Raw genomic sequence first — 13,395 nt, 5'->3', positions numbered from 1 at the left:
TACTTAATACCGGTCTTCATTGGTGACTTTGACCAGAATGGTATCTTGAATGGAAGGATCGTCCTTATAGACAGCGGTGACGAAGGCAGAGCCTTTGACGAGTCCGGTAATAAGTCCGTCCTGTACTGTCACCACGGCCGGGTTGCTGCTCGTCCATTCCAGTTTGCCCTGGATATCTGCCAGTGTCATGCTCTCAGGGAACAGGGTAAGTTCATGGGTATTGAATAAGTTGTGTGAGTTCTCACTCCCTACTCCAATGCTAATCGAATCCGGCAGGTTAAGACCGGTTAATCTGGCACCAACGGTAAGGGTAGCTGTGGCCGTTACCGGTTGTTCCGGCACCGGTCCCGGTGTAGTAACTTTAACGGTGATAGGGTGGTCTGTAGCGGTGACCTTTAATCCTTTTAGTTGAATACTGCTGGTGTCCGTGCCGCTAATTATTTCTGCGTAGGTTCCACCGTCGCCTTCCAGACTCCAGGTGTAGACTGCAGGATCTGCATTGGCTGGCGTAATTACCCGTACCTGCAGCGGGATTTGCTGCCCGACGTTGACCAGTGATAATCCATCAATCCTGATTTGGCGTACCGGATTCGTGAAGGTCACCGTAAGCTCTTTGGTGGCGGCCCCGGCAGGCGAGACGTTGGTATTGACCTGTGCCACGAGCGTAGCCTGACCGGAGTGATCAGCCACCAGAAAAGCATGGTTCTTCAAAGGTGAATCGGGAGATACCACTAGATCTGCCCCGGCGGTATCGCTTCCCGGTTTGATCTTCCATTCATACCCCGTAATCTCATCAGCGGTACTGTACAGAGCTTCAAAGCGGGCCTCTTCCCCCACATAAGCTGTGTTGGAACCGATAATGTTAAGGTCGGGAGAAATTACCTCCACAGAAGCGCTTGCCGTGATGCCGCTGCCGTCTCTTGCCCTAATTTGAATAGTGGCGGTACCCGCCTGAAGCCCTTTCACTACTCCCTCATCGGTAACTGTAGCAACTTCGGGATTGAGGGATAACCAGAAGACATCCTTGTTGTCTGCATCGTCAGGGAGGACCGTGACCATGGGTTTCATCCCCAGTTCAGTGTCTACATTAATCCGCGCATTCTGCAGGGTGAGCCCTGTTACTTTAACAATCGCTTTGAAGCTTGCCGGATTAAAGTAGATTGTTTTCTGCGGATAGACAGGTTCCGGGTCCTTAACTACCTCTGGAAGAGTCCCGGTAAATGCCCCGAGTCGCAGATAACCTCCGTTATTGGTACGCAGCTCTTTGGCGATAAGGGTTCCGGTAAGCTGACCATTATCGAACTGCACACTGGCTACAGGAGCAAGCACGCTTGCTTGGACTCCAACACCGTTGATGGTTATGGATGTGGCTTCCGGAAAATTGAGAATAATATGACTGCTCTGTATATTCGTTAAATCAAACCCGCCCGAAACCGAGACGGATTCACCATGTACATTGATGATAACGGTCGAGCTTTGGGGAGCTTTGATTTTTATATTATTCAATACATTCGTTTTGACCTCAAAAACATTCCGATTATTATCTGTACCTGTAAAATTAAGATAGCTGTCCACACTGCCGTTTGCCGTTAAAGAACCAAGGGCCTGGGACTGGCGAAGCAGGAGCTTCTGGCTGTCTGCGAAGTTGATGGGAGCCCCTTGGGTTACGGTACCCGTAACGGAATTGTTCGGCGTAATGGCCGAGGTGCCCCCATAGGTGACGTTCCCGCGGATGGCAGCGCCGTTTCCTCCGTTGAAGATAAAGTTCCCTCCGACGACCAATGCATTACTGCGGGTGCCCCCTTGTCCATTGAGGCTGTAGCTGGTGAACTCTGCATTGCCGGCCGCGGCGATACGTCCCTCCGTGCTGGTGCTCCTCAAATTCACATTTCCTAAAATGAACGCGTTATATTCATTGCTGAGTGTACTTACGGAATCGAATACCTCCGAAGTACTTCCCCCCGTCTTGACGGAATGTACCTCATTGTACGTCAATTTTGAACTCCACTCAGCCAGGTCATAAGAGCGCTTCTCACTTGGGACAACGGTCAGGTTGAATGTGACAGGCTGGCTGGACTCGGGCTCAAAAGTTGTTCCATCCCTGGATAATCCATACCTGATATCAGCGAAGCTCCCCGTTAGTGTGTATCCCTCCGCAAGGCTGCCGCTTTTGGTGATTCCTGCCGGCAGAGGCTCTGTAAACTCCAGCGTGGCCGGGAATTTCTCGGAATACCCGATATTTGAAATGATCAACTGGCTGCTGGCCTCAGCATTTGGTACAGTATAGGCCGGGATAGGGTTGGGAGTGATTGTGTAGGCAAGGGTCACAGCTTTTCCGCGTTCCACCGTGTCCGACGAAACGGTGCGGCTGAGGGATAGTTTGGACTCCACGTATTCTACCGCCACATTCACTGTTTGGGTCGCCAGAGCTCCTTGGCTGTCCCTTGCCGTAATCTCAATTTGGAGAGCACCACCGGTGGGCAGCGGATTGTTAAAGGTCTGTGTTACCGTCTCCCCGGACTGCACAGTCTTGTCGGCCATCGCATAATCAGGCAAGTATTCATTACCTGCCTTGAACTTGATACCAGTGATCAGATTCTTATCACTAAGATCCCAGTCATTGACGGTATAGCTGACAACAAGCTTGTTCTGATAAGACGGTTTGGTGCTGTGATCCTGCGGCATGGCCACTGTAATTTCGGGAGCGTGATTGGCTCCGGTAAAGGCACGGTACATTGTATTTACGAACAGCATCTGCTCCCATTGGGGGAAGTTCTTGTTGGTATGGCCCGTACCGGAAAAGGTGATGTTACCTACAGAATACGTATAGAAATGGTTGTAGCTGTCATCGGTATCCCGATTCGATCCTGAAATGTTGTACCAGGGAATGACGTCGGCCCGTTCCAGATTCAGCGGGAAGAACTGGTCATGAGTCGTTGCTACCGTGTACCGTCCCGTGCTTGAGCTTAAGGCAACCCTGCCTAGATCGAAAGGATACTGTGTCAAAAGCCCTTCGTTAACGGGCACGACTGAGGTGGAAGGATTGACTGCCTGACCGCCCAGGTAAGTCCTTGGTAATGCTTGTCCGACCATGTCATGGAAGTATGAACTCCAGTAATTGTAGTTCTTAACGCCATTGACGGTACTCTCCACGTATGGGTCCAAAGCCGGTGTAGCCGGATTCGCATCAACCTCGCGGAAAATGGTGTCATGCGTCAGCATCAGGCTTTGCCGGGTTTCTTCAGCAAAGGCCTTGACCGCATCGGCGGCAGCTTGGGATAACATCGGTGTGGTTACGCGGTCGTACATATCCTGAAAGCCAAATACGATCATATCGTAGTTGCCGTTCAGACCGGAGGTCCGGTCCGTGGCGCTGATATGCTGGGCGATGTAGGTGTTGAACCCCTTCATGTCGAGCACAGTGATTTTCAGTTCGTAATCGGTATTAGATAAGTAGGAAGCAGTCATGTTCTTATTGGTCGTGCTGAGCAGGTTGCTGTCCGGTTTGTCAGCAGGCATAACCTGAAGAACATGAATCTCCGGTTTAATCCCTCTGTACCGGATAACATCTGCGTCGAAATCCTTTAATCCGGTAAGGGTATCGCTGATTTCCATTTTCCAGTATAGCGGTCCTGAATAGGTTGACGGCAGTTTGTAGCGGATTGTACCCGAAGAAGAGGTCATCATTTCGGTAGCGACGACATTGCTTTCGGTCATGGGCAGTGAAGAATCCACATTGATGAACAAGCGGACCCTTATGGGATGTAGCGTGAAGTCGGAAACATTGTCCAGCTTGACATCGAAGCTGAGAGTGTCCCCGGATACGTAGACATGATCAGGCTTATCACGGTAGCTTACAATATTCGTCTTATTGGTCAGCGTGAGTCTTGGCCGCTGGGTCAGGCCGGCAATATAGGGTGAGGAGGCGTCTATTATTTTATCAGTAAAGGCGTTCAGACCAGTCAGATTTGGAAGGAAAACGACATTGGATTTGGAGCCTGATGCTGTACGGTATGTATTGAAGGAGGCATACAAATGGCCTTGTTTGGCAACAGATGATTCCTGCGCGTCGAAAGTCTCGTTTCTGAAAAACACATATAAGCCTTTGTTGATATAATAATCGGTTATTTCCTTAGCCTTAAGAAGAGTGATGTCGTTCTCCACACTTGTGGTGTTATGGGCTTTGCTTCGGGCATCACTGCTGCTGCTACCCGTGCTGTTGACTTTTGCTGTGTTGAAATCGCCTTTGCCGATATAGACAGCATCATATTTGCCGTCCCAGTTCTCACGCAGCGAGACGAACCTCTTCATGGTCATGGTGTCGATCTGAACGTTGGGTTGATTATGCAGAGCGTCCAGCTCGCTTAGGGGGAAAAGGTCGGCAGAACTCAGCTTCAGGCTCGGGCTGGTTGGATCGGTAATCTCCAGAATACGGATTGAATAATGATTGTCGGTAGCATTCACCGGCAATACATAACCTTGAATAAATGCGGCGATCAAAAGAATCGGCAGTACGATTCCAGGGATAAAGATCCATTTTCTCCGTCTTATGAATTCCATCTGCCCATTCCCCCCGAATAATAGATTGAACATACTATAAACTACGAATCTTGTATGAAATTGACCGGAAATGGAAATCCGAATTGTAAAAAAAACAGTTATATGCTATATATCATTCTAGGACAATTTACATGTATAGGCAATAATTATCTATGAAAAAATACCCTATATTTTAAGTAATTGGAACTATTTTTCGGCAATGTATACTTATTTTTGTTGAGTGAATCCTACTTAATTACATATTTTCACCTATTGTTGAAGAGAAGTAGTGATTTAGAACTACTCCTCCTCGAAACTATGTTACCGTGCGTATCTGATTGGAAACTAAAACTAGATAGTGTGGAGATGAGCAGACGTTGCCAATCATAAAAAAAAGACTTGGAGATCTGCTGGTAGAGAACGGGATCATCTCTCAGGAACAACTGGTTGAGGCTCTCGGCGAACAGAGAAAGAGCAAACGCAAGCTCGGTGACCTGTTGATCTCTCAAGGTTACATTACCGAACAACAGCTCATTGAAGTGTTGGAATTTCAGCTCGGTATTCCACATGTCAGCTTGTTCAAGTATCAGATTGATCCGGCCATTACGCAGATTATTCCGGAGAGCATGGCCAAGCGCTATCAGGTTCTGCCTTTTATGAAGGAGGGCGGCAAACTGATGGTTGCCATGGCTGACCCTCTGGATTATTTCGCTATTGAAGACCTGCGGATGAGCACCGGATTTCGGATTGAACCAGCTATTTCCACCCGGGATGAGCTGCAGCGGGCCATAGCCCGTCATTACGGCATGCGTGATTCGATGAGCCAGATGATGGTGGAGCTGCCGACCCAGGAAGAAATTGAAGAAACCGAAATCACGGATGAGGATTCTCCGATTGTCAGGCTGGTCAACCAGATGATCCAGCAAGCCGTTGCACTGCGTGCTTCCGATATTCATGTCGATCCGGGGGAGAACCATCTTACGATCCGTTACCGGATCGACGGATCGCTGCGGACAGAACGGGTAATTCCGAAGCAGATGCAGGGCTTTATTACAGCCAGGCTGAAGATTATGGCCAAGCTGAACATCGCGGAGCGGCGGCTGCCACAGGACGGAAGGATCAAGATGCAGTTCGACTACAAAATGGTCGATATCCGCGTATCCTCGCTGCCGACCATGCACGGGGAGAAAATCGTGCTGCGGCTGCTGGATTTAAGCTCAGGCATCAAAACGGTGGAAAATCTCGGCTTCAGCGAGCGGAATGCGGCCGCCTTCAGGGAAATGATCGCCAGGCCCTACGGCATTCTGCTAATTACCGGACCCACCGGCAGCGGCAAAACGACGACCCTGTATTCTGCACTGAACCAGCTTAATGTGGAAAGCGCCAATATTATTACTGTTGAAGATCCGGTGGAGTATCAGCTGGAAGGAGTCAATCAGGTTCATGTCAATCCTGCGGTCGGATTGACCTTTGCGGCCGGGCTAAGGTCCATTCTGCGGCAGGACCCGAATATCGTCATGGTTGGGGAGATCCGCGACACGGAGACCGCCGAGATTGCGGTTCGAGCCTCGCTGACAGGCCACCTTGTGTTGTCGACGCTGCACACCAATGACGCCATCAGCACCATTTCCAGGCTTCGGGATATGGGGATCGAGCCGTATCTCATCGCATCCTCGCTGATCGGTGTAGTCGCCCAGCGGCTAGTCCGTAAGATCTGCAATGACTGCAAGGAAACGTATAAGCCGTCCGAACAGGAGGCAATAGTGCTCCGTAAGCATGGCCTGCCGGCAGAAAGCCTGCACCGCGGCCGGGGCTGCGGCAGCTGCAATACGACGGGCTACCGCGGACGCATCGCCATCCATGAAGTGCTGACGATTGATGACTCTATGCGGGAACTGATTACAAACATGGCCCCGGTCGAAGAATTGAAGGGGGCTGCCCGGAAGCATGGGCTTGTGCAGCTGATGGATGACGGCTTCCTCAAGGTTGCGCAAGGCATGACCACGCTTCAGGAGGTTATGCGCGAAACAGTGTCCCACTAATTTGAACTTGGATGATTCATCGAGAGTGTTAAGGGAGGAGGAAGACCATGCCGACATCGACAAGAGACATAGTTCAACTGCTGCACACTACATATTCTTCCCGAGCTTCTGATCTGCACATCTCTGTAGGCTCTCCGCCGGTGATACGGATTGACGGCAAACTTCATCCCATTGAAGGAGAGCTTGTTACATCCGGGGAGTCAGCGGCTATGGCGGGAATACTGATGGGGGAGCGCCATAGTAGGGTTTTTGATGAGGCGGGAGAGATCGACTTCTCCTTCCCGCTGGATAATGGGGTCAGATACCGGGTGAATGTCTACCGGCAGCGCAGCGGCATCAGCATTGCTGCCCGGTCGATTCCGGCAGAGATTCCTTCTCTGGAACAATTGGGCATGCCTCCACTTTTGGCTTTCCTGGCGACTAAACCCCAAGGCCTCATTCTGGTTACCGGCCCGACGGGCAGCGGAAAATCCTCTACGCTCGCCGCTATGATCCACTCCATTAACCAATCGGAGAGCAAGCATATCGTTACCCTTGAAGATCCCATCGAGTTTCTTCACAGGCATGGCAAATGCCTGGTGGACCAGAGGGAAGTGGGCAGTGACACTGGAAGCTTTGCAAGCGGACTGCGTGCCGCACTCCGGCAGGACCCTGATGTGATTCTTGTCGGGGAGATGCGGGATCTGGAGACGATGGCTGCGGCCATCACAGCCGCAGAAACAGGACATCTGGTGCTTGCCACGCTGCACACAACAGATGCACCGCAGACGATTGACCGGATCATCGATGCTTTTCCGGGACAGCAGCAGGGGCAAATCCGCTCCCAGCTTGCATCCGTCATACTCGCTGTCATCAGCCAGCGATTATTGCCAAGAGCCGGCGGCCGGGGACGCTTGTGCGCAACGGAGATACTGGTGAATACTCCGGCTGTTGCCAATTTGATCCGCACTGACAAGACCCATCAGATCAAGAATGTCATGCAGACGAGCCGTGCGCTGGGTATGCATACGCTGGAGATGAGCATCCGTGACTATTTGGCACAGGGGCTTGTTCGCCCGGAAGTGGCCAAAGTATACATAAATGAGGTGAACGCCTGATGGCTCTGTTTGAATATCAGGTAAAAACTGCCGCAGGCAGGCCGATCAAAGGCAAGCTGACTGCTTCAGATAAGCCGGCCGCGATGGAGGAGCTGCGCAAGCGCGGCCTGACCGTATTTTCTCTGGTGGAGCGTAAGACCTCAATTCTGCAAATGGAGCTCTATATCGGAAAGCCGGTCAAGACGATCCATTTCATTATTTATTGCCGCCAGTTCGCCACGCTGATGCGTGCCGGGGTATCCATCCTGGAGGGTACCCGGATTCTGGCAGAACAAACGGAGAGCAAACCGCTGCGCAAAGCGCTGCAGGATGTCGGCTCCAGCCTGATGCGGGGGATTTCATTCTCCCAGGCGGTGCAGGACCATAAGAAAATTTTTCCTCCGCTGTTCGTCAGCATGATTCGTGCAGGCGAGGAGTCCGGCAATATGGAAGGTACGCTTGAGAGGCTCGCGGTGTTCTTTGAGAAGCAGCACACGACAACTGAGAAGATCAAATCTGCGCTAACCTACCCTATAACCGTCGGAATTATGGCTATAGGGGCAGTTATATATCTTCTGTGGGCGATTGTGCCGCAGTTCGTCACCATGTTCGAGTCGATGAATGCGGAGCTGCCGGCGATTACCAAGCTGGTGCTGGCCCTCAGTAAAAGTATTCAGGGTCAGTGGTATTTCTGGCTGCTGGGCGTGCTGCTGCTGATAACTGCCTTCCAGGTGGCTAAACGGACGGAGCGGGGGGCGTATGCGATTGATTATGCCAAGCTGAAGGTACCGGTGTTCGGCAAGCTGAATCAGAAAGGCTCGATTGCCCAGTTCACCCGCACGTTCTCGTCGCTCTATGCCAGCTCTGTCCCGATTCTGCAATCGCTGGCGATTGTGGAGGAGGTGGCGGGCAACAAAGTAATTGGACAGTACATCCGCAGCGCTGGCGATTCCTTGCGTCAGGGCAACCCGCTCTCCGAGCCGCTGAAGAAGGCCTGGGTGTTTCCGCCGCTGGTTACACAGATGATCGCCATCGGAGAAGAGACCGGGGCACTCGACACAATGCTGTCCAAGGTTGCCGATTTCTACGAAATGGATGTAGAGAACACGGTCGACCGGCTGAAGTCACTGCTGGAGCCGCTGCTGATCGCTTTTCTGGCAGGTGTGGTAGGAGTTATTGTGGCAGCCATTATGCTGCCGATGTTCAGTCTATATAGCAATATGTGACCTTTGCGCTTCCTTGTACATATGGAGAGGGGGGACGCCGGGGAGGACGGCGCGTAGTCTCAAGAGTTTTTGCTGGTGCTCGAAGATGGGGGAATTGTTGCAACATACTACTAAATATCAAGGGGGAAATCAAATGTTGGTGCAGGCAATGAAAAGAAGACTCAGCAAGGAAGAAAATCAAAAAGGGTTTACGCTGATTGAGCTTTTGGCGGTTATCGTTATTTTGGGCATTATTGCGGTGATTGCGATTCCTATGATTAGTGGAATTATCAATAATACTGGAGATAAAGCAGACTTAGCTACTGCCCGACAAGCCTATGAAGCGGCACGCATGTATGTAACAACAGAATTAGATGGTAATCCAGGAACTCGTGATATCCCGATAATTGGCACAGCTGCCGTAGCCGCTTCCGGTTCAACCGCTGCTTCTCCCGCAACAGGACTTATGCACATGAACTTTTTGGAAAATCCACTCGTGCTGCCAAGCACTAAAGAAAATATAATTGGGGGGATTGTGAAATATACAAGTGGAGATCTAGATCCTACTACTGCCGTAACTCTGATAACGGCCAATAAGAATTTAACTTTCACTAAAGAACAGATATTAAAAACTAAATTAAAATAACTGAAATATTTTCTGCAAAAGGAATCGGACCCATTCCGGTTCCTTTTTCACAATCCCCGAAAGGGAACTACACCCTATGACTATAATAATCGCAAGCTATATTACGTTGCTTGGCCTGGTACTCGGCTCGTTCTTTAATGTTGTGGGTCTGCGGGTACCGGTAGGTGAATCCTTGGTTCATCCGCCATCGCGGTGTCCTAAGTGCAATACCAGGCTTGGCGCATGGGATTTGATTCCGGTATTCAGCTATTTGTTATCCGGCGGGAAATGCCGTCACTGCGGGGCGAAGGTATCTCCTGTATATCCGCTCGGGGAAGCAGCCACCGGGCTACTGTTTCTGTGGATGTATCTGGAGCTGGGGCTTACGCTGAAGGGAATCGCAGGGCTGCTTCTGATAAGCCTGTCAGTCATCATTACGGTAGCCGATCTGAAATACATGCTGATTCCCAATAAAGTGCTGCTCTTTTTTCTGCCTCTCTTTCTTGTGCTGGTGCCTTGGATGGGGGAGGGGGGACTCTGGGATCATTTACTTGGCGCGTTGTGCGGCGGCGGAATTCTTTTGCTGTTGGCTCTGTTTGGCGGCATGGGAATGGGCGATGTTAAGCTGTTTGCGCTGCTGGGCTGGGTTATCGGCTGGCAAGATGTCATTGTAGCCTTTCTAATAGCCTGTGCACTCGGTGCTGCGGTGGGAGGATGTTTACAGCTAGTTGGCGTTATCGGCAAAAAACAGCATGTGCCTTTTGGGCCTTTTCTGGTGACAGGCACCCTGCTTGCTTTTGTGTATAGTTCGGACATCATCGGCGCGTATCTCTCGTTTATCGGTTAGGAGGATCAATATCACATGCTTGTACCAGGTCATCGGGCGATCGGGATATCCATTGAGGAATCTGCGGTCCGCTATATCAGCTTAAAGCACAACAAGACATGGGAGGTCCGCAAAAAAGGGACTCTGGCTCTGCCTCCAGGCATGATCGTTGAGAACCAGATCGCAGACAGCGAGGCGCTGCTGGGTGTCCTCAAGCCTTGGGTGAAGCAGCAGGGGCTGCGGGGGGCGAAGGTGTCTTTGGCTATCCCTCCGGCGCAAATCATCATCCGCCAGATGGTCATTCCCAGCACCAATGAGAAGCAGCTGGATCAGCTAGTGAAGCTGGAGGTCGAGACTGGCCTTCACCTGCCCTTTGAGAACCCTGTCTATGATTATGTTACAACCGGAGTCGACATCGACGGGGATCAGACGCATTTGCTTGTATTTGCGGCGCCGCGGCTGCCGATTCAGCAGTATATTGATCTGTTGGAGAGCGCTGGCCTACGGGTACGCACTGTCGAAATATCGGCCACTGCCTTAGCCCGTAGTATTCATCTCGTTCACGGAGAGACATTCGCAGAAACGATGCTGATCCATCTGGAGCGGTCAATGCTGGACATATATATGTTCCGGGATGGCAACCCCGTGTTTATCCGAACGATTAATGTGGCTGATCTGCAACAGGGCAGAATAGAGACAGCCTTTACCCCGGATATGGCTGTGTATGAAGCTGAAGCAGCGGCGGTTGCAGAAGAAACGGAAGTAAGTCTATCGCCGGAGCAGATGGTTGAGATTACGGCTGAAATCTCGCGGATGTTGAATTTCTATCAATACAGTCTGCATGACGGCAGTACGCGAATCGGTAATATCGTGATTACAGGTACTTCAACGGTACGAAAACAGCTTCATGAAGAGCTGCGCCAATCTTTAAATGAGCAAGAGATCGTTCCGGTCCATCTGGATCAGCTGGAAGCGGAAGCGGCACAGGATGCTGAGCTGAACAGTTACCGGGTTGCTACAGGGGCCGCGCTCGGCAGCGCTATCCGGCATATTGATCTTTTACCCAGAGAAGACCGCGAAGCGCGGATTTTCCCGTATGTGGCCATGATGCTGGCGGGGATCTGGCTGCTGGGGGCCATTGGGACAGGGATCTATTTTGCCTCCAACAAGGGCCGGATCAGCGATCAGGCAGAGCAGCTTGAGGGACTGAAGGACCGGAGTGCGATGATGCAATTGGAGCTTAGCAAGCTCAATAATAGCGGTTCTGTAAAGCTTGACCGTAAAGCAGCCATCGATGAAATTTTGAAGTACAAGCTGAATATCGTCTCTGTACTGAACGAGCTGGCCCAGGGGCTTCCACAGGGAAGTTCGCTCCGGACAATCAATTATATCTATCTGACATCCATTGATTTAACAGTGAACGTGCCTGCAATGGAGGATGCTTCTCTCTATTTGGCGAACCTCCGGAAAATGTCTTTTAGCGTGGAGGCTTCTATATTGAAGTTAAGCGAAGGAGATATGAAGGAGAATTCACAAGCTTCTGCATCACTGACTAAATCATACACAGCTGTGTATAAGGTGAACCTGGCGAAAGGGAATCCGGAGAAGGGCATTGAACAGAACAATCAAGGGGAGGCGGAGGATGATGGAACAAATCAATAAATATCGTTCGCCTATTGTGCTTGGCGTTCTTGTTCTCTTTCTGCTGCTGCTCGCGGTTTTTATCCTTGGAATCCGTCCGACAAACCATACCATTGAGGAACAAAATTTGCAGATGTCCCAGCTTGAACAGCAAAACGGACTTTTGCAAAATAAAATCAATGAGCTAAAAAGCTCCGCTGCCGATCATCAGGAGCAGGAATCACTGCTCGCACAGCTTCCACGCGGCGATAACAGTGAACAGCTTATTCTGGACCTGAGATCCATCGGTACACTTACGAATGCCAGGCTTAAGGATATCGGCTTTGCAGTGGGTGCGGGCAATCGGATACAGGAGATGACGGGCGCATCCGAAGCCGCTTTTCCTACGGTGAAACAGTTAAAAATGACAGCGCTGGTAGAAGGGGATTATGCAAGTGTCCGTAACTGGATGACTGCGCTGCAGCTCTTGCCCCGCATTATAAATGTGGATTCCTTCAGTTTCCAGCAGTCATCCGGCAGTATCATATCCGCTAATATCACCTTTACTGCCTACTACGAGGAAGCGCCGGAAGCTCTTAACAGCGGGCAGCAAGTTGCGGCAGGCGATCCAACTGAATAATTCCTAAGCATCCAGGATTCGTCCTCCAGTTAATGGGGGGCGGATTTTTTGCTTTTATCAGCGATCCTTCCGTTTTCATCCGGCTATGAATGGGGTATTTTAGCTTACAAGCTGCCGTAAGGTATAGAGTACTTATCGCATAATTCTAAGGAGGAATTTCTGATGATGAACAAAAAAGTGCTGCTCGGTTCACTAGCCCTATCCCTGGGTCTGGTATCGGCGGGTAATGGAGTGTTTGCGGCAACGCCTTCATTCGGGTTGGAAGGGGTGAAGTCGGTAGCGGTATCCGCGTTAGGCAAGGAAGGTCCGGGAACGATCAGCAATCTGACGGTGAAGAGCATTATTCCGCTGCTGGTCCATGCCAAGGCGCTGTATACATATTCCAATCGCGGGGGCACGACGTATCAGCCGGAGACATTTCAGTATCACGGGATGGAATACCGCTTTCTCTCCAGTGATCTTGGGACCAGACAGAAGTTGATGAACTACATCAAACGGGCGTATACGCACAATGCGGCAGCGTTTTATGTACAGACGCAATTTATGGAGCAGAGCGGAAGAATGGCGCAGGTGAATGCGGATGTGGACAATTCACTGCGGTATGATAAGGCGACTGCCCATATGATGTCGAAGACGGCGACCACTGCTGTCTTTGAGTTGAGTGTCCCCCAGGCGAACGGTCAAGGGCCCAACGAAAGCGTAGTAGTGAAGCTGAAGAAGGTGAACGGTTATTGGAGAATTGACATGTCCCCGGACACCTTGTTCTGATGAACAGAGGCCTATAAGTTCTTATCTTTCCAAAAAGACGGCCGGACCCTGAAT

The 13,395-nt window shown here is 50.8% G+C and carries 9 protein-coding genes; 8 read left to right on the top strand and 1 reads right to left on the bottom strand.

Features of this window, described 5'->3' with window-relative positions; genetic code table 11:
* Positions 1-3 precede the first annotated feature (3 nt).
* Positions 4-4,560, bottom strand: coding sequence for a collagen-binding domain-containing protein (locus A3849_RS09890; protein WP_074111250.1), 4,557 nt, complete (start codon positions 4,558-4,560; stop codon positions 4-6).
* A gap of 356 nt (positions 4,561-4,916) precedes the next feature.
* On the opposite strand from A3849_RS09890, the gene A3849_RS09885 reads away from it, so the two are divergent.
* From A3849_RS09885 to A3849_RS09850, 8 genes are all read left to right on the top strand, one after another.
* On the top strand, positions 4,917-6,581 hold the full coding sequence (locus A3849_RS09885) for a GspE/PulE family protein (RefSeq protein ID WP_074111249.1): 1,665 nt from the start codon (positions 4,917-4,919) through the stop codon (positions 6,579-6,581).
* 47 nt (positions 6,582-6,628) lie between these two features.
* On the top strand, positions 6,629-7,678 hold the full coding sequence (locus tag A3849_RS09880; RefSeq protein ID WP_074111248.1) for a type IV pilus twitching motility protein PilT: 1,050 nt from the start codon (positions 6,629-6,631) through the stop codon (positions 7,676-7,678).
* Entirely contained in the window at positions 7,678-8,883 is a 1,206-nt protein-coding gene (locus tag A3849_RS09875; RefSeq protein WP_074111247.1) for a type II secretion system F family protein, read from the top strand. Before A3849_RS09880 ends, A3849_RS09875 begins: the two co-directional genes overlap by 1 nt.
* Positions 8,884-9,016: 133 nt before the next feature.
* A complete protein-coding gene (locus A3849_RS09870) occupies positions 9,017-9,508 on the top strand; it encodes a type II secretion system protein (RefSeq protein WP_083613428.1) in 492 nt (163 codons plus the stop codon).
* A gap of 76 nt (positions 9,509-9,584) precedes the next feature.
* Positions 9,585-10,334, top strand: a complete 750-nt coding sequence (locus tag A3849_RS09865; RefSeq protein ID WP_074111246.1) for a prepilin peptidase — start codon at positions 9,585-9,587, stop codon at positions 10,332-10,334.
* Positions 10,335-10,349: 15 nt separating this feature from the next.
* Positions 10,350-11,975: a pilus assembly protein PilM gene (gene pilM / locus A3849_RS09860; RefSeq protein ID WP_074111245.1), complete on the top strand. Its 1,626-nt coding sequence runs from the start codon at positions 10,350-10,352 to the stop codon at positions 11,973-11,975.
* Complete coding sequence (gene pilO, locus A3849_RS09855; RefSeq protein WP_074111244.1) at positions 11,956-12,573, top strand: type 4a pilus biogenesis protein PilO; 618 nt, start codon at positions 11,956-11,958, stop codon at positions 12,571-12,573. The genes pilM and pilO overlap by 20 nt, the downstream gene beginning before the upstream one ends.
* A gap of 162 nt (positions 12,574-12,735) precedes the next feature.
* Positions 12,736-13,341, top strand: coding sequence for a DL-endopeptidase inhibitor IseA family protein (locus A3849_RS09850; protein ID WP_074111243.1), 606 nt, complete (start codon positions 12,736-12,738; stop codon positions 13,339-13,341).
* Positions 13,342-13,395 lie beyond the last annotated feature (54 nt).

This window comes from Paenibacillus sp. P46E (genome assembly GCF_001909095.1).
GTDB classification, from domain to species: Bacteria; Bacillota; Bacilli; order Paenibacillales; family Paenibacillaceae; genus Paenibacillus_AQ; species Paenibacillus_AQ helianthi.
The sequence above is the reverse complement of the archived record's forward strand: the minus strand, read 5'-3'. Positions and strand labels throughout refer to the sequence as shown.